The sequence below is a fragment of the Pseudoxanthomonas gei genome, assembly GCF_010119615.1.
In the GTDB taxonomy this organism is placed as follows: domain Bacteria; phylum Pseudomonadota; class Gammaproteobacteria; order Xanthomonadales; family Xanthomonadaceae; genus Pseudoxanthomonas_A; species Pseudoxanthomonas_A gei.
In genome coordinates this window covers 303,675-325,903 of sequence record NZ_QOVG01000004.1, presented here as the reverse complement: position 1 = coordinate 325,903, position 22,229 = coordinate 303,675, and the positions used below count along the sequence as shown (strand labels likewise).

Genomic DNA, 22,229 nt, shown 5'->3' with positions numbered 1-22,229 from the left:
GTTGCGCGCGCCGGCCTTGTTGGCAATGGCTTTGCGTGACCGACGCGGCCATCGATAACGGAACCAGCGATGGCGGCAGGCCTTGCGGGCGAGCCACGCAAGGCCTCTTCCGCACCTGAAGTATTGCGAGCCCGCTTCGCGCTCATTTGGCACCGCGTTCGGCGGCTCGCGCCTTGGCCCGTTCCAGCACCGCCGTTACCGCTGCCGGCAGTGCCGTGCGGGTGGCAACCTGGCTGCGCGCTCGGCGCGCCTCGCGCTCGGACTCCAGACGCTCCAGCCGCGTATTGCGGGCCCGGTAGCGATCGCGCGCGGCCCATGCGTCGGCGATTTTCCGCTGGGCCTCCTGCAATTCGGCGGCAGCACCTGCATCGCAGGCAGGGCAGGGCACGAAGGCCATCAGCCCCGCCTCAAGCGCCGCGTCCAGCTCATCGGCAGCCAGCAGCCGTGACAAGACGACGGCTTGCAGGCAGTCATGCCGCAGCGTGTCGTTGGCGCCCGCGACCTTCATCAACTTCCGCTGAAAGCAGGCTTGCGTCTTTCCAGGAACGCACGCGTGCCTTCGCGCATGTCATCGGTGGAGAACATCAGGCCGAATTGCGCGGTCTCGTACTGCAGCCCTTCCTCGATGCCACATTCGCCACCGACATTGACCGCGTCCAGGGTGCCGCGCAAGGCCAGCGGCGCCGCGACCGCAAGCTGTTCGGCAAGCTTCATCGTTTCGGTTTCCAGATCCGCCGCGGCGACCACGCGATTGACGATGCCCAGTTGCAGGGCCCGCGCCGCATCGACTGGTGCGCCCAGCAGGCACAGTTCCAGTGTGGCCGCACGTCCTGCCAGGCGCAGCAGGCGCTGGGTTCCACCGAAGCCGGGAATCAGGCCGAGGTTGATCTCGGGCTGGCCCAGCTTTGCGGTATCGGCTGCGATACGCAGGTGGCAGGCCATGGCCAGCTCCAGTCCGCCTCCCAGTGCGAAACCATTCACCATTGCGATGACGGGCTTGGGCAGGGTCTCGATCCGACGCATGAGACGCTGTCCACGCAGCGAGAAGTCTCGCGCGTCCGTGGGGCGCAGGCCGGCCATTTCGGCGATGTCGGCCCCCGCCACGAACGCCTTGGCGCCGGCGCCGGTGAGGACCACCACCCTTGTGCCGGGGTCTTCGGCAGCCTCGCCGAATGCCAGGTGCAATGCATCCAGGGTGGCCGCGTTCAAGGCATTGAGCTTGTCGGGGCGATTTACGGTGATGCGGCAGATGCCGCCTTGCTGGGAGACGGTGATGGGGGAGTCGGTCATGGTCGCAGTCGTGTAATGAGTGGAAATCAGGCGGAACTTCGGCCCTGCAGGCGGGTCACACACCCCGCCGTCACTGGCGGTTAAGCACCCCGGCGGCTATCCTAGCGCGTCCTGACGGGGCGGTTTGACCGCCTCTTTCCACAACTGGAGTTTGCCAATAATGAAGTTGCGTTTGCTTGCCGCCACCCTCGCGGCCTTGACCCTGGTAGCCGGCTCCGCCTTCGCGCAAACCACGCCGGCCCCCAACAAGAACGACCTGAGCTATGCGCTCGGTTACGACCTCGGCCGCAACCTGGTCGAAAGTGGCGAAGCCATTGACGTCAACACCGTCATCAAGGCATTGCAGGAAGGCTACGGCAAGAAGGAGCCCACCGTTCCCGTTGCCCAGCTGCGTACCGCCGTCGAAGCCATGCAGAAGCGCCAGAACGAAAAGGCCAAGGCCGCGTTCGACAAGGCTTCCGCCGAGAACAAGACCAAGAGTGATGCTTTCCTGGCCCAGAACAAGGCCAAGTCGGGCGTCAAGACCCTGCCGGGCAGCGCCATCCAGTACCGCGTGATCGAAGCAGGCAGCGGCGCCAAGCCGACCCAGGCCAGCAACGTGACCCTGCAGTACAAGGGTTCGCTGGCTGACGGCCGCACCTTCGTCGATACCTTCAGCCCGCAGCAGGGCCAGACCACTGCTCCGGCGCCGATGGCGATCAAGGTCAGCGAGATTCCGCTGGTCGGCCTGCGCGAGGCGCTGCTGCAGATGCCCGCCGGCTCGCGTTGGGAAGTGGTGCTGCCGGCCGACAAGGCCTATGGCAACACCCCGCAGTCCCCGATCGGCCCGAACCAGGCTGTCGTCTTCGAAGTAAAGCTGGTCAGCGTCAAGTGACATAGCGGCGCATTCGCAAAGTGAATGCCTTTGCCGCTATGTCATCCCCGCGAAGGCGGGGATCCAGTGACTGAGCGAGCGATGTCATCCCCGCGAAGGCGGGGATCCAGTGACGTGTAGTTCCGAAGCCACTACCAACGAAGTCCAGCTACGCCGGCCCAGTGCCGGCGTAGCTTTGTCTGCAGTCCTTGTTTGCGGGAGCACGACGCCAGCGCCGGCGCTATGCTCCCCTGGTGTCCGACTCCATGAATTCCGATTACCGCGCCGTGCTCAGCCCCTGCACCGGCGTCTGCACCCTGGGAGATGACGGGCTTTGCCGCGGTTGTCTGCGGACCACCTCGGAAATTGCCCGCTGGTCGCAAATGAACGATGACGAACGCCTGCGCCTGATGGAGTCGGTCCTGCCCGTTCGGGAGCAGCAACGCTCCGGCTTTGAATTCCTGCTTGGCGAGCGCCACGCGATCATGCGCGCATTGCATCCGCTGGCATCCATGCCGATGGAGCAAGGCTGGAACCACGAGGAACTTGCCGATCTGCTGCCGCCGGGTCCCCCGGTGGAATCGGCAGTACTCGCAGGCTTGGTGCCACGCAGGCACGGCACGCAGGTGTTGCTGACCCGCCGTACCGATGGGCTGCGCCACCACGGTGGCCAGGTGAGTTTCCCCGGCGGCCGCATCGATTCCGGCGACCGCGATCCGGTCGCTGCCGCGCTGCGTGAAAGCCACGAGGAAATCGCCTTGGCCGTCTCCCAGGTCATGCCGCTCGGCTTCCTGGATCCCTTCACCACCATCAGCGGTTTCAGGGTGATGCCGGTGGTTGCGGTGATCGACCCTGACTATGTGGCGGTACCCAACCCGGACGAAGTGGCCGATGTGTTCGAAGTGCCGCTGGAGTTCCTGATGGCGCCGGAAAACCTTCGCCGGGTGGAAGTCGATTACAAGGGCCGCCGGCGCACGGTGCTGGAGTACGACTGGCCCGGCCAGCGCATCTGGGGCGCTACCGCGGCGATGCTGTTCAACCTGCGCGAACGCCTCGCCGGAAGCGCCCCATGAAATGGACCACGCTGGTTGACGTGGATGCCCTGGCTGCCGCACTGGGCAACGCTGAAGTGCGACTCATCGATGCCCGCTTCAGCCTGATGGATCCGCTCGCGGGGCGTGCGGGCTACGACGCCTCGCATCTGCCGGGCGCCACCTATGCCGATCTCAATGTGGATCTTTCGCAGCTGGGACTCGCGGGGGAGGGCAGACACCCGTTGCCGGATGAAAAGACCTTTGCCGGCAAGGTGGGCGAGTGGGGCATTGCGCCTGGTGACCAGGTAGTCGTCTACGACGCAGGCGATGGCAGCATGGCCGCCGCGCGGCTGTGGTGGATGCTGAGGTTGCTGGGCCACGAGCGCGTGGCCGTGCTGGATGGCGGCTTGGCTGCATGGCGCGCGAAGGGTCTGCCTGAAACTTCGCAGCTGCACCCGCCCGTCGCAGTTGCACCTTACCCGGCTGGCTTCGACAGGTCGCGCATTGCGACCTCCTCGGAAGTGCAGTCGCGTCTGCAGGACGCGCCGGGCTGGCTGCTGGATGCGCGTGCGGGGGAAAGATTCCGTGGTGAGGTGGAACCGATCGATCCGGTTGCTGGCCATGTTCCCGGTGCGGTGAATCGTCCCATCGCCGACAACCTGCTAGCAGGGCACTTCAGGTCCGCAGAGGAATTGCAGGCAGCCATCGAACCCTTGCTCGGTGGTCGCGATCCGCAGGACGTGGTGGTGATGTGCGGTTCGGGCGTGACCGCGTGCCACCTGCTGCTGGCCATGGAGCACGCGGGGCTGCATGGGGCGCGCGTCTATGCAGGTTCCTGGAGCGCCTGGATCAGCGATCCCGCGCGTCCGATCGCGCGCTGACCCCGGCATTTCCACGGCGAATCTACGGACCTGGTGCGTGTAGGAGCGACGCAAGTCGCGAAGCACGCAGCGCCTGATCGCCGACAGGGTCCACGACCAGGGTTTCCTGGCTTCGCGACTTGCGTCGCTCCTACAAGAACCCACCATCGCGACGACCCCATCCAGTCGCAACGCACGGACCGAAACGCAACCGGGGAAGCCCGGCTCTGCGGCCGCGGCTTACTTGCCCAGCCTGTTCACCAAGGCCTGCAATGCGCGCTGCGCATCCGGGGCGTACCAGCCTTCGAGGAAGCGATCCATCTGGATGTTGTCCGCATGCAAGGCCGCGACCAGGTCGGCACGGGCGATGGCGCGGGTCTGCAGCATGGGATGCGATGGCAGCGCCAGCAATTGCTGCAACCAGGCGATGGCGCGTGGTACTACCAGGTCGGCCGTGACCAGTTCGTCGACCAGGCCGATTTCCAGCGCGCGCGCTTCGGGAACGAGTTCACCGGCCACCAGCAGGCGCTCGGCACGATAGATGCCGACGACGCGGCGCAGTAGCTGCTGGATACCTTCCGGGGCCACCAGCCCCACCTGGACTTCATTGAGACCGATGGCGAACGGCCGGGAAGGATCCGGGCTGCGGGCCATGATGCGATAGTCGCAGCACAGTGCCAAAACGCAGCCGCCTGCCGGCGAGTGCCCGGTCAACGCGGCCACGACCGGGATGCGCAGTTCGGCAAGGGTGCGGGTGGCGCCGAAGAAGGCACTCCAGCTGTCCAGCAAGCCATTGCGATCGTCGCCATGGGACATCAGGTGGGGCACATCCAGGCCTGCGGAGAACACCTTCGGCCCTCCCGACAACACCACCCCGCGTACGCCTTCGCCGACCGCCGCATTCAGGGCATCGATCAGGGCCCGGCACAGCTCTGTATTGAGCGCATTGACCGGCGCACGCGCCAGCCTGATTTCGCGTATGGGTCCGTGGTCCTGGGTTTCGATCAGGGCGCTCATTCACTGTCTCCGGAAGGTTCGGCGGATATCATAAGCCCATGCACAAACGACTGATCGCGAAATGGGCGCTGGCGCTGTTGGTGGCCGCCAGCACTTTCAATGCCGCCGCGCGCGAATGCGCGCCTGCCATGACGCAAGGATGGGTGCGCCTGCCGCCCGTGGCCATGCCGATGATGGCGGGCTTCGGCCGCATCACCAATCCATGCCGGATGCCGATGGTGATCGTGTCGGCCAGCAGCGCCGCCTTCGGCGAAGTCACCCTGCATGAGACCCGCAACATCGACGGCGTCAACCGCATGCGCCAGGTAGAACGACTCCGCGTGGCGCCCGATGATTCAGTCACCCTCGAGCCCGGCGGCCTGCACCTGATGCTGATGCAGCCGCGTGCACCGTTGAAGGAAGGCAGCAAGGTGGTGGTGAATTTCAAGCTGCAGGATGGGCGCGAAATCCTGTCCGAGCTGGTGGTCAGGAAGCCCGCTCCCTGACCCCGGGGTAGGGGCTGCTGTGCCGGTGGAATCAGGCGGAGCAGGCGGCCCTGACGTTTTCAGGCAGGGGCACGCTGGCGCCGGTCTGTGTGTCGATCCACACCATGACCACGCTGCCATCGCTGTAAAGCACGCTGGAATCGATGGCGTCCACGATGCGGTGACCCACGGTGAGGCTGCTGTTGCCCAGCTTCTCGACGAACAGCTCCACCACGATCTCGCTGGGCCACTCAATCGGTTTCCGATAATTCACGTGGCTGGCGGCGAGCACCGGCGCCACGGGTGCCAGTGCTGAAATCGTGTCGATGCTGGCCAGCCACTGCACGCGCGCTTCTTCCAGGTAACGCAGGTACTGCGCATTGTTGACATGGTTGAACGCATCCATGTCGCCCCAGCGCACGGCCAGGGTGACACGTGCGACTACCTGCCGCGGATCGGCATCGGCACTCACTTGGCCACCTTCTTCTTGACTGCGGCCTTGGCGTCTTTCGCTGCCGCCTTCGCATCTTTGGCCGCCTGCTTGAGCACGGATTTGCGTTGCGGCAATACGGCCGGTTTGGCCACCGCCGCCGGCTTCTCGCCCTTGGCCGCCTTCGACTTGGGTAGCAGCTTGGCCAGGAAATGCCCGGTGTGCGATGCGGGATTGGCGGCGATCTGCTCCGGCGTGCCGGTGGCCAGGATCTGGCCGCCGCGATGGCCGCCTTCGGGGCCCAGGTCCACCACCCAGTCGGCGGTCTTGATCACGTCCAGGTTGTGTTCGATCACCACGATGGTATTGCCGTCGTCGCGCAGCTTGTGCAGCACCGCCAGCAGGTGTTCGATGTCATGGAAGTGCAGGCCGGTGGTCGGTTCGTCCAGGATGTAGAGGGTTCGGCCGGTATCGCGGCGCGACAGTTCCTTGGACAACTTGACGCGCTGTGCCTCGCCGCCGGACAGCGTGGTCGCGCTCTGGCCCAGCTTGATGTAACTCAGGCCCACGTCGACCAGGGTTTCCAGCTTGCGGGCCAGGGCCGGCACCGGCTCGAACAGTTTCAGTGCGTCCTCCACCGTCATCTCGAGGATGTCGCTGATGTTGTGGCCCTTGTAGCTGATCTCCAGCGTTTCGCGGTTGTAGCGCTTGCCGTGGCAAACGTCGCATGCCACGTACACGTCGGGGAGGAAATGCATTTCCACCTTGATCAGGCCGTCGCCCTGGCAGGCTTCGCAACGGCCGCCACGCACGTTGAAGCTGAAGCGCCCTGGCGAATAACCACGTGCGCGTGACTCCGGCACCTGCGCGAACAATTCCCGCAGGGGCGTGAACAGGCCGGTATAGGTCGCCGGATTGGAGCGCGGGGTACGACCGATCGGCGACTGGTCGATGTCCACGACCTTGTCGAACAGGTCCAGGCCTTCGACCTCCCGGTAGGGTGCCGGCTTGTGCGAGGCGCCATTGATCTCGTTGGCGGCCAGTGAATACAGGGTGTCGTTGATGAGCGTCGACTTGCCCGAACCGGACACGCCGGTAATACAGGTGAACAGCCCGGAGGCGATTTCCAGATCCACGTTCTTGAGGTTGTTGCCGGTGGCTCCACGCAGGTGCATGGTCATCTTCGGATTCGGCTTGTGGCGCAGGGCCGGAATCTCGATGCGACGCTTGCCCGACAGGAACTGGCCGGTCAGCGAACGCGGTGCTTTCAGGATGTCCTCGAGCTGGCCCTGGGCCACGATCTCACCGCCGTGCACGCCTGCATACGGCCCTATGTCGAGGATGTAGTCGGCGGCGCGGATCGCATCCTCGTCGTGTTCGACCACGATCACGGTGTTGCCCAGGTCACGCAGCCGGGTCAGGGTGCCGAGCAGGCGCTCGTTGTCGCGCTGGTGCAGGCCGATGCTGGGTTCGTCCAGCACATACATCACGCCTACCAGGCCCGCGCCGATCTGCGAAGCCAGCCGGATGCGCTGCGCCTCGCCGCCGGACAGGGTGTCGGCCTTGCGCTCCAGGGTCAGGTAGTCGAGCCCGACGTCGACCAGGAAGCCGAGGCGTTCGCCGATTTCCTTGACGATCTTGGTCGCGATTTCCCCGCGCCAGCCGGGCAACGAGAGGCTCCGGAAAAAAGCGAGTGCTTCGTCCACCGGCAGCACTACCAGTTCCGGCAAGGCACGGTCGGCGACGAACACGTTGCGCGCCGAGCGGTTCAGGCGCGCGCCGCCGCAGTCGGGACAAGGCCGCTCGCTGATGTACTTGGAAAGCTCTTCCTGCACCGCGGCCGATTCTGTTTCGCTGTAGCGGCGCTGCAGGTTCGGCACGATGCCTTCGAACTTGTGCTTGCGCTGGTTGCGGCCACCCGAATCGGTGAGGTAGGTGAAGGTGACCAGCTCGCTGCCACTGCCATACAGCACGGCGTTCTGCACCGTATCGGGCAGGCTCTGCCAGGGCGCGTCGACATCGAACTTGTAATGCTTGGCCAGCGAAGCGATCAACTGGAAGTAATAGGCATTGCGGCGATCCCAGCCGCGTACGGCGCCGGCCGACAGCGACAGTTCGGGATGCACGACCACCCGCTCGGGGTCGAAGAACTCTGCCACGCCCAGTCCGTCGCAGCCGGGGCATGCACCAACGGGTGAGTTGAACGAGAACAGGCGGGGTTCCAGCTCCGGCAGCGAGTAGTCGCAGACCGGGCAGCTGTATTTTGAAGAGAACAGCAGCGGGGCGGTGCCGGCATTGTCCAGCGACTGCACCGAAGCCATGCCGTCGCCCAGTTTCAGGGCCGTCTCGAAGCTTTCCGCAAGGCGCTGCTTGATGTCTTCGCGCGGCTTGAAGCGATCGATCACCGCTTCGATGGTGTGTTTCTGGCGCAGGCCCAACGCCGGCACGGCGTCGATCTCATGAAGCTCGCCGTCCACGCGTACTCGCACGTAACCCTGCGCGCGCAGCTGGTCGAAGACCTGGGCATGCTCGCCCTTGCGCTCGCGGATCACCGGCGCCAGCATCATGTAGCGCTGTTCACTGCCTTCTGCAGACGCGCCAAGGGCCAGCACCTGGTCGACCATCTGGCTGACGGTCTGGGCTTCGAGCGGATAGCCATGATCGGGGCAGCGCGGCAGGCCTACGCGCGCATACAGCAGGCGCAGGTAGTCGTAGATCTCGGTAATGGTGCCGACCGTGGAGCGCGGGTTGTGCGAGGTCGATTTCTGTTCAATGGAGATCGCCGGTGAAAGGCCTTCGATGTGGTCGACATCGGGCTTTTCCATGACGCTCAGGAACTGGCGCGCATAGGCCGACAGCGACTCCACGTAGCGGCGCTGGCCCTCGGCATAAATGGTGTCGAATGCCAGCGACGACTTGCCGGAGCCGGACAGCCCCGTGATGACGATCAGCTTGTCGCGGGGCAGGTCAAGATCGATGTTCTTGAGGTTGTGCGTCCGCGCGCCGCGAATGCGGATGAAGTCCATGGCCATCGGGTGGGGGGTTCCGGTCGGTCAACAGGGGAGCGTAGCGATCCCACGATCTGGGGGCAAATGCATGCAATGAAAGGCATCGGGGCGGCATGAGGGGTCTGGGGGACAGCTTTCCCGGGCCTGCCTGGCCGTGGCATCTGCGCCAGGGACCGGTTTTGGGGTCCGAGGCGCTGCAATGTTGACCCTAACCTGCTGAAAGGCTTACAATTCCGCTCCTGTCTGCCCTCGATGGCCGGCAGGTCAATAAAATAACTACAGAAGGAAACACCCATGTACGCAGTTGTAGTCACCGGCGGTAAGCAATACCGCGTGATGACGGGCGAGACGATCCGCGTCGAGAAGCTCGATACCGAAGCCGGCCAGGAGGTCAAGTTCGACCAGATCCTGATGCTGGGCGACGGCGAGGGCGTGAAGCTCGGCGACGCGCTGAAAGGCGCCACCGTCACCGCCACCGTCAAGTCCCATGGTCGCGCCGACAAGGTGCGCATCATCAAGTTCCGCCGCCGCAAGCACCACAAGAAGCAGATGGGTCACCGGCAGCATTACACCGAAATCGAAATCACTGGAATCTCTGGTTCCAGCGACGACAAGAACAAGTAAGGAGAAGCAGTCATGGCACATAAAAAGGGCGTAGGCTCCTCGCGCAACGGCCGCGACTCCAACCCGAAGATGCTGGGCGTCAAGATCTATGGCGGCCAGGCAATCGACGCAGGCAACATCATCGTGCGCCAGCGCGGCACCGAGTTCCATCCGGGCCCCGGCGTCGGACTGGGTCGCGACCACACGCTGTTTGCGCTGGTCGACGGCAAGGTCGAGTTCTCGGTCAAGGGCGCCAAGCGTCGTCGTACCGTGAGCGTGGTCGCCGAAGCGTAAGCTTCAGCGGCAGCGAGCGAATGGCCCCGCCGCGTGCGGGGCTTTTCGTTTCTCCCGTCTCGATACCCGGTCGGTGCCAGCAGCTTTGTCTGGCGCCCCAGAATAATATTTTCACGCTCCCCACTTTCCGAAACCAAATTTATGAAGCTCGTAGACGAAGCAGAAATCGATGTCATAGCCGGCAATGGTGGCGATGGCTGCATAGGCTTCCGGCGCGAGAAGTTCATTCCGCTGGGCGGCCCTGACGGCGGTGACGGCGGCAATGGCGGCAATGTCTGGATCCAGGCCGACGAGAACATCAGCACCCTGGTCGACTTCCGCCACCAGCGCAGCTTCAAGGCCCAGCGTGGCGAAAATGGCATGGGCCAGCAGCGCTACGGCAAGGGCGGCGACGATCTGGTGATCAGCGTCCCGGTGGGCACTGCGATCGTCAACGTCGGTACCGACGAGGTGATCGGCGACCTGGTCTCGCACGGCGACCGCTTGCTGGTGGCGAAGGGCGGCAAGGGCGGCCTGGGGAACATGCATTTCAAGAGCTCGGTGACCCGCTCCCCGCGCCGCTCTACCCCGGGCGACGAGGGTGAGGCACGTACGCTGAAGATGGAACTGAAGCTGCTGGCCGACGTAGGCCTGCTGGGCTTCCCCAATGCCGGCAAGAGCACCTTTATCCGCGCGGTGTCGGCGGCGACGCCGAAGGTTGCCGATTACCCGTTCACCACGCTGTATCCGAACCTGGGCGTGGTCAGCGTGGAAGCACACCGCAGCTTCGTGATTGCCGATATTCCGGGCCTGATCCAGGGTGCCGCCGATGGTGCCGGCCTGGGCGCGATGTTCCTGCGCCACCTGCAGCGCACCCGCCTGCTGTTGCACCTGGTGGACATGGCGCCGATGGAGGGCGGGGTGGACATTTCGCCAGCCGAGCAGGTCAGGGCGATCGAACACGAGCTGGAGAAGCACGACCCCGAGCTGCTGCAGAAGCCGCGCTGGCTGGTCCTGAACAAGGCCGACCTGATGTTCGAGGATGAAGCCAGCACCCGCGCTGCCGAAGTGATTGCCGAGCTGGGCTGGACCCAGCCCTGGTACGTGACCTCGGCGGTATCGCGGGAAGGCACCTGGCCGATCATGAAGGACGTGATGGCCTTCTTCGACCGCCTCAAAGAGGACGAGCAGGAAGCGCGCGATGCCCTCGGTTGAGGCCGTGGCGGACCGCGCTTGCTACGACGCAGAGCCGGGCTTGCCCGGCTGCTCTTTTGCAGGAAAAAGACAGCAGCCGGGCAAGCCCGGCTCTACCCGGCTCGGATCCACATGGATCGCGAGCACGCGGATAACAAAAAACCCGGCCAAGGCCGGGTTTTCTGGAAGTGCGACGCGCGACCGATCAGGCGGCTTGCAGGGCCTTGATGCGGGCGGTCAGGCGGCTCTTGTGGCGAGCGGCCTTGTTCTTGTGGATCAGGCCGCGCGAGCTGAAGCGGTCCAGGATCGGCTGGGCCACGGCAAAGGCAGCCTGGGCGCCTGCGGCGTCGTTGGCGTCCAGCGCCTTGAGCACTTTCTTGACGGCGGTGCGCAGCATCGAACGCTGGCCGGTATTGCGCATGTTGCGCACGACGGCCTGCTTGGCGCGCTTCTTGGCGGACTTGATATTTGCCACGGTGGGTATCCTAGGAAATCGTTGGGTGGAGCGGTAATGGGCGGAATGCTGAAAAACGAACGCGAAATTATGGGCGATTCAAGCACTTGCGTCAACCCGTCGGGAGTTTGCCTGTGAGCGGCAAGGGCTTGCTGCGTTCCACCGCCATTTTCAGCGCCATGACCTTCCTGTCCCGGGTCTCCGGGCTGGTCCGGGATCAGGTCTACGCCATCACGTTCGGCGCCAATGCGGCCATGGACGTGTTCTTCATTGCCTTCCGCATCCCCAACTTCATGCGGCGGCTGTCGGCCGAGGGCTCGTTCTCCATGGCCTTCGTGCCGGTCCTGGCCGAATACAAGGAACGGCATGGCCCCCAGGCGGTCAAGGAGCTGATAGACCGGGTCACCGGGACGCTGGCGGCCGCTTTGCTCGTGGTCACGGCACTGGTGATGGTCTTTGCGCCGCAGATCGCCCACCTCATCGCCTCCAAGTACGCACCCGGCAGTGACGGCCACCGGCTGCTCTCCGAACTGCTGCGGATCACTTTCCCGTATGCGCTGTTCATCTCGCTGGCCTCGCTGGTGGGGAGCATCCTCAACAGTTACCAGCGTTTCGCCATTCCGGCTCTCTCGCCGATCCTGCTGAACCTGTCGATGATCGCCGCCGCGCTGTGGCTGGCGCCGCTGATGGGCGGGTCGGTGATGGCGCTGGGCTGGGGCGTGTTCGCGGCCGGCATCCTGCAGCTGGTGTTCCAGTTGCCGGCGCTGGCCAAGCTGGGCCTGCTGCCGCGGCCGCGATGGGGCGTGGCCCATGCAGGCGTGCGCAAGATCATGAAGCTGATGGTGCCGACCCTGTTCGGCTCCTCGGTGGTGCAGTTCAACCTGCTGTTCAACACCTGGGCGGCAGCATTTCTGTTGAGCGGCAGCGTCAGCTGGCTGTATTACAGCGATCGCCTGCTGGAATTCCCGCTGGGCATGTTCGGCGTGGCCATTGGGTCGGTGATCCTGCCGCACCTGTCCAGCCGCCACGCGGCCACCGATCCCGATGGCTTTTCCAAGGGCCTGGACTGGGGTTTCCGGCTGTGCGTGCTGATCGGCGTGCCAGCCTGCCTGGGACTGGTGCTGTGTGCTCAGCCGCTGCTGGCCACCCTGTTCCAGTACCACAACTTCACCGCATTCGACGTGCGCATGAGCAGCCTGAGCCTGATGGCGCAGTCCACTGCAGTGCCTGCGTTCCTGCTGGTGAAAGTGCTGGCGCCCGCATTCTATGCACGCCAGGACACGCGCACGCCGGTCAAGGCGGCGGTGGTGTCGGTGCTGATCAACGCGGCCTGCACCCTGCTGTTCTTCCTTGCGCTGTTGAGCTGGACCGAGGCAGGCCAGGCGGCCCTGGCGCAGGCCGGCGGCAACTACCGCAGCGCGCTTGCGCAGGTCCCTGGCGCGCATGCGCTGCTGGCGCTGGCCATTGCGGTGGCAGGTTGGGTCAATGCCTTGCAGCTGGCCTGGTACCTGCGCCGCGCCCGTGTCTATCGCAGGCAGCCGGGCTGGGGGAAATTGCTGCGCCAGATCGTCGTGGCCAGCGTGGCCATGGTGGTGGTGGTCGGCCCGCTGTTGTGGCTGTGGCAGGACTGGAGCGCGTGGGCCTGGTGGGAGCGCGTGTGGCGCCTGGCCATCCTGGTCGGCTCCGGCGGGGCGGCGTATGCGGCGCTGCTGTGGCTGCAGGGCATCCGTCCCCGCGATCTGCGCGGGCTTTGAACCGGGGATGCCCGGCTATACTTCATGGCTATGAGCAGGCTGTTTCGTGACGTCGATGGCGGGGCGTTGTTCCCGCACGGTAGCGTGGTCTGCATCGGCGCCTTCGACGGTCTGCACCTGGGCCATCGTGCGCTGGTGCGCCATGCTGCTGCGCGTGGGCGCGATCTGTCGCTGCCGGCGGTGGCGTTGAGCTTCGAGCCGTTGCCACGCGAATTCTTTTCCCCCCAGTTGCCGCCGCGCCTGACCCTGGCACGCGGCAAGTACCAGGGCCTGCGCGCGCTGGGCGTGGACAGCGTCGGCCTGCTGCGCTTCGATGCACGCCTGTCGGCCATGGGCGCCGAGGACTTCGTGCGCAAGCTGCTGGTCGCGCGGCTGGGTGCACGTGAGGTCTGGATCGGCCCGGATTTCCGCTTCGGCCATCGCCGTGGTGGCGACCTGCCGCTGCTGCAGTCGCTGGGGGCGGACCTGGGCTTCAGCGCCGGCGAGATCGAGCCGGTGCAGTCGCAGGGCGAGCGCGTCTCCAGCACCCGCATCCGCGAAGCCTTGCGCGGCGGCGATTTCACCGACGCCTCGCGGCTGCTGGGCCGGGCTTATTCGATCGGAGGACGCGTGGTGCGCGGCAAACAGCTCGGACGCACCCTGGGTTTCCCCACCGCCAACCTGCGCTTCCCCAAGACGCCGGCGCTGTCCGGCATCTACGCAACCTGGGTGCACGGCGTGGGCGAGCGGCCACACGCCTCGGTTTCGAGTTTCGGCACCCGGCCCACGGTCGACGGCATCGAGCCGCTGCTGGAAGCACACCTGTTCGATTTCGATGGCGACCTCTACGGGCGCCACATCGAGGTTGAGTTCGTCGCCAAGCTGCGCGACGAGCTGAAGTTCCCCGATCTGCCCTCGCTGACCGAGCAGATGCAACGCGACGCCCAAACCGCGCGCCGCCTCCTTTCCGAACAACGACTAAGAGCGACGGCGTGACCACCGATTCCAACCCCACTGACTACAAAGCAACGCTGCACCTGCCCGCCACGGAATTCCCGATGCGCGGCGACCTGCCCAAGCGCGAGCCGCAGACGCTGGCGCGCTGGGAGGCCGAGGGCCTGTACGCGCAGCTGCGTGCCAATGCCAAGGGGCGCCCGTTGTTCGTGCTGCACGATGGCCCGCCGTATGCCAACGGCGCCATCCATCTGGGCCATGCGGTCAACAAGATCCTCAAGGACATCATCGTCAAGTCCAAGTACGTGGCCGGCTTCGATGCGCCTTACGTGCCAGGCTGGGACTGCCACGGCCTGCCGATCGAGATCGCGGTCGAGAAGAAACACGGCAAGGTCGGGGTGAAGCTGGACGCCGAACAGTTCCGGCAGAAGTGCCGCGAATTCGCCAACGAGCAGATCGACATCCAGCGCCGCGACTTCAAGCGCCTGGGCGTGATCGGCGACTGGGAGAACCCCTACCTCACCCTCGACTTCAAGTTCGAAGCCGACGAAATCCGCGCGCTGGCCAAGATCGTGGCCAACGGCCACCTGCTGCGTGGTGCCAAGCCGGTGCACTGGTGCTTCGATTGCGGCTCGGCCTTGGCCGAAGCCGAGATCGAATACCAGGACAAGGTGTCGCCCGCGGTGGACATCGCCTACGCCGTGCGCGACGTGAAAGCGTTCGCCGCGGCAATGGACGTCACGGTGCCTGCGGACGTGGAAGTCGCGGTGCCGATCTGGACCACCACGCCGTGGACGATTCCCGCGTCGCTGGCGGTGTCGCTGGGCCCGGACCTGGACTACGTGCTGGTCGAAGGCCCGGCGCACAACGGCAAGCGCCGCTGGTTGCTGCTGGCCGAGGCGCTGGCCGAACGCGCCTCGCAGCGCTACGGCGTGTCCGACTTCGTCGTCCATGCGCATGCCAAGGGCAGTGCGCTGGAAGGCATCGTGTTGAACCATCCCTTTTATGCGGATCGCGAGATCCCGGTGATCCTCGGCGACCACGTGTCCGCCGAAGACGGCACCGGCGCGGTGCATACGGCGCCCGGCCACGGCCAGGAGGATTTCGTGGTCGGCCAGAAGTACGGGCTGATCGAGAAGTACACCGCCGGCCAGATGAATCCGGTCGACGGCCGCGGCGTGTACCTGCCGTCGACTCCGCCCGCGGGCGAGCTGGTGCTGGCCGGCCTGCACATCTGGAAAGCCAACGACGCCCTGGTCGATGCATTGCGCCAGAGCGGCGCCCTGCTGGCCTTCCACAAGCTCGAGCACAGCTATCCGCATTGCTGGCGCCACCGCACGCCCGTGGTGTTCCGCGCCACGCCGCAGTGGTTCATCTCGATGGAACAGGCGCACCTGCGGCGCGATGCGCTGGCTGCCATCAAGCACGTGACCTGGTATCCGGAATGGGGCCAGGCGCGCATCGCCGGCATGGTCGAAGGCCGGCCCGACTGGTGCATCAGCCGCCAGCGTACCTGGGGCGTGCCGATCACCCTGTTCGTGCACCGCGAAACCGGCGAGCCGCATCCGCGCACCGTCGAGCTGATGGCCGTCATCGCCGACAAGGTGGAGCAGGGCGGGGTGGATGTCTGGTATTCGCTGGATGCCGCTGAATTGCTGGGCGCGGAAGCCGCGCATTACGAGAAGACCACCGACATCCTCGATGTCTGGTTCGATTCCGGCGTGACCCATGAAGGCGTGCTGCTGGAACGCGGTTTCGGCAAGCCGGCCGATCTGTACCTGGAAGGTTCCGACCAGCATCGCGGCTGGTTCCAGTCCTCCCTGCTTACCGGCGTGGCCATCGACAAGCACGCGCCCTACAGGCAGTGCCTGACCCACGGTTTCACCGTGGACGAGAACGGCCGCAAGATGTCCAAGTCGCTGGGCAACGGCATCGAGCCGCAGGACATCATGAAGACCCTGGGCGCCGACATCCTGCGCCTGTGGATCGCCTCGGCCGACTACAGCAACGAGATGTCGCTGTCGCAGGAAATCCTCAAGCGCAACGCCGACGCCTACCGCCGCCTGCGCAACACCGCGCGATTCCTGCTCAGCAACCTGGATGGTTTCGACCCGGCACGCGACCTGGTGCAGCCCGAAGACATGGTGGCGCTGGATCGCTGGGTCGTGCATCGCGCCTTCGAAGTGCAGCAGAGGATCATTGCCGCCTACGCGCGCTACGACTTCGCCGAGATCGTGCAGGCGCTGCTGAATTTCTGCAGCGTCGACCTGGGCTCGCTGTACCTGGACGTGACCAAGGACCGCCTGTACACGATGCAGGAGGACTCACGCGGCCGACGTTCGGCGCAGACCGCGATGTTCCATATCCTGGAGGCGTTCACGCGCTGGGTCGCGCCCATCCTCAGCTTCACCGCCGATGAGATCTGGAGCTTCCTGCCGGGCGAGCGCGTGGCCAACGTGCTGTTCGCCACCTGGTACGAAGGCCTGGTCGCGCTGCCGTCCGATGCGCCGCTGGGTGTGGAGGATTTCGACCGGCTGCTGGCCCTGCGCGAACAGATGGCCAAGGTGCTGGAGCCGATGCGCGCCAATGGCGTGATCGGTGCGGCGCTGGATGCGGAAGTCACGGTGTCGGCCAGTCCCGAGCTCGCCTCACGCTGGCAGCCGCTGGCCGAGGAACTGCGTTTCCTGTTCATCAGCGGCGACGTCACGGTGACGGCGGTCAATGCCGACGAGATTTTTGTGCTGGCCCAGCCCACGACCAAGGAGAAGTGCGTGCGCTGCTGGCACCGCCGCGCCGACGTGGGCGCCAATGCCGCCCATCCCGAACTCTGCACGCGCTGCGTTTCCAATATCGAAGGACCGGGAGAAGAACGTAAGTGGTTCTGATGTTGCTCCCTTCTCCCCTCGGGAGAAGGTGGCGCGCAGCGACGGATGAGGGAAGGAAAATGACTTGCCTCATGAGTTGATTGCGATCTGAAAGTCCGTTCCCTCATCCGCCCTTCGGGCACCTTCTCCCGACGGGAGAAGGACACAACAGCAAGGCTCCACTTGATGTCCAAACACCCCAAACCCAATGCCCTGATCTGGCTGCTGCTCTCCCTCGCCGTGATCGTCCTTGACCAGCTGAGCAAGGCATGGGTCCTGGCCCGGCTGCCCGAATACACTGCCATTCCGGTGATCAAGGGTGTCTGGAACTGGTACCGCACCTACAACACCGGCGCGGCGTTCAGCTTCCTGAGCGATGCTGGCGGCTGGCAGATCTGGTTCTTCACCGTGCTGGCGATCGCGATCTGCGGACTGCTCGGGTACTGGCTCGCCCGCACCCGGCGCGCGGACTGGCGCCAGGCGGCGCCGTATGCGCTGGTGATCGGCGGCGCGCTGGGCAACGTGATCGACCGCCTGGTCCACGGCCACGTGGTCGATTTCATCCAGTGGCATTGGCAGGAGCACTACTGGCCGTCGTTCAATATCGCCGATTCGGCCATTGTCGCCGGGGCCGTGGGCATTGCCCTGTTCGGCGTGTTCGACGGCAAGCGCAAGCAAAACGCGGGATAATCGGCCCATGGACGTCCTGCTCGCCAATCCCCGAGGTTTCTGCGCCGGTGTCGACCGCGCCATCGAGATCGTCAAGCGCGCCATCGAGACGCTGGGCGCGCCGATCTATGTGCGCCACGAGGTGGTCCACAACCGCTTCGTGGTGGAAGACCTGCGCAGCCGCGGCGCGGTGTTCGTGGAAGAGCTCGATGAAGTGCCCGACAACGCCACCGTGATCTTCAGCGCCCACGGCGTGTCGCAGGCGGTACGTGCCGAAGCCACCGCGCGCGGGCTGAAGATCTTCGACGCCACCTGTCCGCTGGTGACCAAGGTGCATTTCGAAGTGGCGCGCCACTGCCGCGCCGGCCGCGACGTGATCCTCATCGGCCATGCCGGACATCCGGAAGTGGAAGGCACCATGGGCCAGTGGAGCGCCGAGAGCGGCACCGGGCGCATCTACCTGGTGGAAGACATCCACGGCGTGGCCACGCTGGAAGTGAACCAGCCCGGCAACCTGGCCTACACCACGCAGACCACGCTGTCGGTCGATGACACCCGCGGGATCATCGAAGCGCTGCAGGCGCGTTACCCGCAGATGCAGGGGCCGCGACACGACGACATCTGCTATGCCACCCAGAACCGCCAGGATGCGGTGCGCGAGCTCGCCCAGCGTTGCGACCTGGTGCTGGTGGTGGGTTCGCCCAACAGTTCAAATTCCAACCGCCTGCGTGAGCTGGCCGAGCGTGATGGCGTCGAGGCCTACCTGATCGACGGCGCCGACGAGATCGATCCGTCCTGGGTCGCCGGCAAGGCCAGCATCGGCGTGACGGCCGGCGCTTCCGCCCCGGACGTACTGGTGCAAGGAGTGATCGAGCGACTGCGCGTACTCGGCGCGGCAGGGGTCAGGGAGCTCGACGGCGAGCCGGAAGACATGGTCTTCGCCCTGCCCAAGGAGCTGCGCCTGCAGCTGGTGAATTGACCCCACCCCCTGCGACCCCTAGAATTCGCGTCCCATGCCGGAATAGCTCAGTTGGTAGAGCGCGTCATTCGTAATGATGAGGTCGTAGGTTCGATTCCTATTTCCGGCACCAACTGTACGTTTGTCTTTATATTCAATGACTTACGGACGGTTGAATGATCCAAACCGGTACAGTATTCCGGTACAGATATTTTGAAGACTTTTAAAGCCTCAAGGGTGTCCCTCGGGGCTTTTTGCTGTGGCGGCTGTATAGGGTCGCGTGGCGTGTAACGTCCATGTAGAGTCAAGGAACGTCGGAGAGGCTGAGCCTCGACGGCTAGACCCCCGGAAAGGGTCTGGGTGGCCTCCAAGCTGCTCAACGGGGAAACGCAGTGACCAGCCTTGGGGAAGCACCCGTGCCGCCAACGATAAGGGCGTAAGCCGAACCAAGGCCAAGGAGAAGCAGGTCTCCGGAACTCATCTGAAGGGAGCATGCCCCGAACGGTGACGTCGTAGCACAGCGACGTTAAATAACTAAGGGCATCTTCCACAGATGTTCCTGAGCGCTTGGGGACGTCACATGCCGGGATAACCGTCATGCTTCGAATCCAGATCAAGGTCAAGTTGGACCTGAGGGAACTTCGGGAACTCATTCTCGCGGTTCTGCTCCTCCTGACCCACTGAAGCAATCGCGGCGAGAGGACAGGAACTCTCGCCGCACCTTCCGCGTGGGGTCCAAGGATGACGGTGGTATCACTGAATGGTGCTCTGGGGCTTGTCAGGCAGCTTGCCAAGCAGGCGACATCTGATGAGGAGCAGCTTGACGACTACCAGAGTGAGGGCGCGGAGTGGATTCGCTCGGTTTTCTACTGTGTAAGCCGCAACGGTGAGGCTGTAGAAAGTTGGTCCTCTATCTCGGAGAACTCAGTTGTACAAACTGCAGATTCTTATCGTTACTTTGTGGTCGAACTGAAGAACGCAACGGCTCAGTACGTCAATCAAATGCAGTGGCTGCATTGTCCTGCTTTCAACTGGCTCCTAGCCAATCTCTTGGTACACGCCGAGGTTTCGGCAACTTCCGTCGCACTCGGTTTCTCCGATCGTTGGATTGGTGGCAAGTTCAGCTGGAAGATCTTGCTGGCTCAGGCCGCGGGCGTCGTCGTGGCTTGGTCCATATGGCTTGCGGTCGTGGTTGCACTACTTATCTTTGAACTGCCGTGGCTCGCTGCAGGGTGGATCGTGCTAACGATCCTCAGTCAGTTTGTTTCATGGAGGAAGAAGCGGCGGAGGCTAGCAATCATGACTTCTATGCTGGCGGCCTATGGCTCTTTGGATTCAATGGCGCTCAGCTGGACCATCGTGTGGGACGCCTTAAGGAAGAGCCGTGATGATGGTGCTGTGTGGCCGCCAGAGCTGTATCAGCATGTCGAACGGTTGAAAGTCGCTTAATCCATTGGCCGTTCATAGAAAAAAATCCGAAGGGCTATCGATAAGTGACGCTCCGAGATACCCCTTGCCCCCACCTCAAGACCACCTAATGTTTCGCCCGGATTCCACCTTTGATCTCCTCCGTCGGCATCGCCAGGCCAATGGCAGCGCTAGCGCGCAAGGCACTTCATCATCCTCCGCCGCTTGGCGCTCCTAGTGGTCGACACTTGAGAAGACTTTAGGCCCTGCCTCCGGTGACCCTGCCTGCCGCGACTGGCTCAAGATGCAACGACCTGATGCACGCAGTGGCGGGGACCGCCAGATCAGTAGGCAGCAGGCACCTGTCTAGCCTTGGAGTCACCGAGGCCGCTGCACGTTGTAAACCCGCGGGCCTTCACACCCACTCAAAGGTCCTCCATTCCTACCCTGGCCTGATCCCTGAAGTGTATGGATGCCGCCAAACTTCCCCTCGGGAAGCTTGGCCGTGCGTGACGCAATGTCCTCGCCTTACGCTCAAAAGTAGCAGCAGTTGCGGGAGTTCGGGTCGGCCTCAGCTGGTGAGAATGCAGAGAAGTAGCCTGCTGGACGAGACGCGGTCGGCCCATGTAGAAGATGTTCTGGTTTATTTAGGTTTTTGAGGGTTTAATAGGGTCATGATTGAAGCTAGAATTTCTCAGGACAAGTTGGGACAGGCAGTCCGAATCGGGGCAGCTGCTTCTATTTTGGGCGTCACCGCCCAGACCATCAGGAACTGGGTCGCCCAAGGTCGTCTCAATGCTGTTCGCCATCCGATCAACGGATACCGGCTTTTCAGTCTTAGTGAGATCAACAAGCTGGTTGCCGCATCTTCCGTGGCTCCCCAAGTTGCAGTAAAGGGTGCAGGCGAAGAGTACGTGAATCCCATTTCATACCACTGGCAGGCGGGAAAGGGGATAAGGACAGTCTTATTTCCCGATGGTCGCCCAGTCGTCTCACAGGTTGAGTCCCGAAGGCGCGTTAAGGACTACGGAGCCCAGCACTACGAGCTTGACTGGCTTCGGTCTAAGAGACTGCCGGAGCCAGCATCGCTCGGGCGGCGAGTGCGGGTAGGTGATGCGTTCAGCGGGGGCGGAATCTTTTCGCTCGGTGTTGATGAGGGTCTCCGCGCGGCTGGACTTGTTCCAGTTCATGCATTCGGCTTGGATTTCGATGGTGACGCGATCGCTACGTTTCGCCACAACTTTCCTACTTCGGTGGCCCTCCACGAAGACGTGATAGCAATAGCCAACGGAACAGTAGGCGCGGCAGAAACAAGGGAAGAGAAAGCCTTTTTGAGGTCCATAGGGGGAGGTCTTGACGTTCTGGTGGCGGGACCTCCTTGCCAAGGCCATAGCGACCTCAACAATCACACTCGGCGCGAGGACCCCAAGAACAATCTTTACTTCTCGACTGTGCGCCTTTCGGAACTCCTGCAGCCGACTTTCGTGATCGTGGAGAACGTTCCTGGCGTAGTGCATGATCGGCAAGGAGTTGTGAGCCGAACATCGGAAGCGCTGACACGTCTTGGATATGAAGTGAGTACTTCTCTTGTGGACTTACGAAGGCTGGGAGTGCCCCAAGCGAGAAAGCGGTTCGTTCTTGTCGCTTCCAGGAGAGGCGCTTTCGACATTGAGCAGGCGTTAGCGGCGCAGGCTAGTGAAGTGCGCCCGGTAGAGTGGGCACTAGCAGACCTGCAAGCCTCGTATAACGAGGCCGTTACTTACGAATCGTCGGCATCTCATTCTGCGGAGAATCGAAGGCGCATTGATTTTCTTTTTGAGAACGGGCTTTTCGAACTTCCGAACGCTGAGCGCCCACCTTGCCACCGAGACAAGACGCATAGCTATGTATCTGTGTACGGCAGGATGCGCTGGGACAAGCCAGCTCCCACGATAACGGGTGGCTTCGGATCAACTGGCCAAGGACGGTTTGTTCACCCACTTGAGCGGCGAACCCTGACTCCTCATGAAGCTTGTCGCCTCCAGTTCGTACCAGATTTTTTCGATTTCCCTACTGTGACAGGACGTAGAGCTATGCAGCAGATTATCGGTAACGCCGCTCCGCCGAAGCTGAGCCAAGCAATCGTGCTAGGTGCGGCTTTACAGGGAGTACTTCTTTGAAAGTA

Annotated in this window: 20 protein-coding genes and 1 tRNA gene; 15 read left to right on the top strand and 6 right to left on the bottom strand. The window is 63.8% G+C overall.

Annotated features, from left to right (window positions below; all coding sequences use genetic code 11):
- Positions 1-142: 142 nt before the first annotated feature.
- Entirely contained in the window at positions 143-508 is a 366-nt protein-coding gene (locus tag DT603_RS08300; RefSeq protein ID WP_246191675.1) for a hypothetical protein, read from the bottom strand.
- Positions 508-1,290: an enoyl-CoA hydratase/isomerase family protein gene (locus DT603_RS08295; protein WP_162349394.1), complete on the bottom strand. Its 783-nt coding sequence runs from the start codon at positions 1,288-1,290 to the stop codon at positions 508-510. Before DT603_RS08295 ends, DT603_RS08300 begins: the two co-directional genes overlap by 1 nt.
- 160 nt (positions 1,291-1,450) lie before the next feature.
- Between DT603_RS08295 and DT603_RS08290 the strand changes: the two genes are divergently transcribed.
- The 3 genes from DT603_RS08290 (at position 1,451) to DT603_RS08280 (ending at position 4,058) form a co-directional block, all read left to right on the top strand.
- Positions 1,451-2,164 (top strand): FKBP-type peptidyl-prolyl cis-trans isomerase N-terminal domain-containing protein, encoded by a 714-nt coding sequence (locus tag DT603_RS08290; protein WP_162349393.1) that lies wholly within the window; start codon positions 1,451-1,453, stop codon positions 2,162-2,164.
- 245 nt (positions 2,165-2,409) lie between these two features.
- A complete protein-coding gene (locus DT603_RS08285) occupies positions 2,410-3,216 on the top strand; it encodes an NUDIX hydrolase (protein ID WP_162349392.1) in 807 nt (268 codons plus the stop codon).
- Positions 3,213-4,058, top strand: a complete 846-nt coding sequence (locus DT603_RS08280) for a sulfurtransferase (protein ID WP_162349391.1) — start codon at positions 3,213-3,215, stop codon at positions 4,056-4,058. The genes DT603_RS08285 and DT603_RS08280 overlap by 4 nt, the downstream gene beginning before the upstream one ends.
- A 219-nt stretch (positions 4,059-4,277) precedes the next feature.
- On the opposite strand, the gene DT603_RS08275 is transcribed toward DT603_RS08280, so the two are convergent.
- On the bottom strand, positions 4,278-5,054 hold the full coding sequence (locus DT603_RS08275) for an enoyl-CoA hydratase/isomerase family protein (RefSeq protein ID WP_162349390.1): 777 nt from the start codon (positions 5,052-5,054) through the stop codon (positions 4,278-4,280).
- A gap of 38 nt (positions 5,055-5,092) precedes the next feature.
- On the opposite strand from DT603_RS08275, the gene DT603_RS08270 reads away from it, so the two are divergent.
- Positions 5,093-5,539, top strand: coding sequence for a copper chaperone PCu(A)C (locus tag DT603_RS08270; RefSeq protein ID WP_162349389.1), 447 nt, complete (start codon positions 5,093-5,095; stop codon positions 5,537-5,539).
- 31 nt (positions 5,540-5,570) lie between these two features.
- Here the strand turns inward: DT603_RS08270 and DT603_RS08265 are convergent, their stop codons facing one another.
- Positions 5,571-5,990 carry a thioesterase family protein gene (locus DT603_RS08265; RefSeq protein WP_162349388.1) on the bottom strand — a complete coding sequence of 140 codons (420 nt, stop codon included), beginning with the start codon at positions 5,988-5,990 and terminating at the stop codon, positions 5,571-5,573.
- On the bottom strand, positions 5,987-8,980 hold the full coding sequence (gene uvrA / locus DT603_RS08260; protein WP_162349387.1) for an excinuclease ABC subunit UvrA: 2,994 nt from the start codon (positions 8,978-8,980) through the stop codon (positions 5,987-5,989). Before uvrA ends, DT603_RS08265 begins: the two co-directional genes overlap by 4 nt.
- Positions 8,981-9,250: 270 nt before the next feature.
- Between uvrA and rplU the strand changes: the two genes are divergently transcribed.
- The 3 genes from rplU (at position 9,251) to cgtA (ending at position 11,047) form a co-directional block, all read left to right on the top strand.
- Complete coding sequence (gene rplU, locus DT603_RS08255; protein ID WP_162349386.1) at positions 9,251-9,580, top strand: 50S ribosomal protein L21; 330 nt, start codon at positions 9,251-9,253, stop codon at positions 9,578-9,580.
- 12 nt (positions 9,581-9,592) lie between these two features.
- Complete coding sequence (rpmA, locus tag DT603_RS08250) at positions 9,593-9,853, top strand: 50S ribosomal protein L27 (RefSeq protein WP_162349385.1); 261 nt, start codon at positions 9,593-9,595, stop codon at positions 9,851-9,853.
- A gap of 141 nt (positions 9,854-9,994) precedes the next feature.
- Positions 9,995-11,047 carry an Obg family GTPase CgtA gene (gene cgtA / locus DT603_RS08245; RefSeq protein WP_162349384.1) on the top strand — a complete coding sequence of 351 codons (1,053 nt, stop codon included), beginning with the start codon at positions 9,995-9,997 and terminating at the stop codon, positions 11,045-11,047.
- A gap of 184 nt (positions 11,048-11,231) precedes the next feature.
- Here the strand turns inward: cgtA and rpsT are convergent, their stop codons facing one another.
- Positions 11,232-11,501, bottom strand: a complete 270-nt coding sequence (gene rpsT, locus DT603_RS08240; protein ID WP_093281058.1) for a 30S ribosomal protein S20 — start codon at positions 11,499-11,501, stop codon at positions 11,232-11,234.
- Positions 11,502-11,614: 113 nt separating this feature from the next.
- On the opposite strand from rpsT, the gene murJ reads away from it, so the two are divergent.
- From murJ to DT603_RS08200, 8 genes are all read left to right on the top strand, one after another.
- Entirely contained in the window at positions 11,615-13,234 is a 1,620-nt protein-coding gene (gene murJ / locus DT603_RS08235; RefSeq protein WP_162349383.1) for a murein biosynthesis integral membrane protein MurJ, read from the top strand.
- A gap of 30 nt (positions 13,235-13,264) precedes the next feature.
- The gene (locus DT603_RS08230) at positions 13,265-14,209 is read left to right on the top strand and encodes a bifunctional riboflavin kinase/FAD synthetase (RefSeq protein WP_162349382.1); all 945 of its coding nucleotides are present in this window, start codon (positions 13,265-13,267) and stop codon (positions 14,207-14,209) included.
- Between the two features lie 62 nt (positions 14,210-14,271).
- A complete protein-coding gene (gene ileS / locus DT603_RS08225; RefSeq protein ID WP_246191706.1) occupies positions 14,272-17,052 on the top strand; it encodes an isoleucine--tRNA ligase in 2,781 nt (926 codons plus the stop codon).
- Between the two features lie 165 nt (positions 17,053-17,217).
- Entirely contained in the window at positions 17,218-17,721 is a 504-nt protein-coding gene (gene lspA / locus DT603_RS08220; RefSeq protein WP_162349380.1) for a signal peptidase II, read from the top strand.
- A 7-nt stretch (positions 17,722-17,728) separates the two neighbouring features.
- Positions 17,729-18,679: a 4-hydroxy-3-methylbut-2-enyl diphosphate reductase gene (gene ispH, locus DT603_RS08215; RefSeq protein WP_162349379.1), complete on the top strand. Its 951-nt coding sequence runs from the start codon at positions 17,729-17,731 to the stop codon at positions 18,677-18,679.
- A 36-nt stretch (positions 18,680-18,715) separates the two neighbouring features.
- A tRNA-Thr gene (locus tag DT603_RS08210) sits at positions 18,716-18,791 on the top strand.
- 608 nt (positions 18,792-19,399) lie between these two features.
- A complete protein-coding gene (locus DT603_RS08205) occupies positions 19,400-20,107 on the top strand; it encodes a hypothetical protein (protein ID WP_162349378.1) in 708 nt (235 codons plus the stop codon).
- Positions 20,108-20,739: 632 nt separating this feature from the next.
- On the top strand, positions 20,740-22,224 hold the full coding sequence (locus DT603_RS08200; protein WP_162349377.1) for a DNA (cytosine-5-)-methyltransferase: 1,485 nt from the start codon (positions 20,740-20,742) through the stop codon (positions 22,222-22,224).
- The last annotated feature ends 5 nt before the right edge of the window (positions 22,225-22,229 follow it).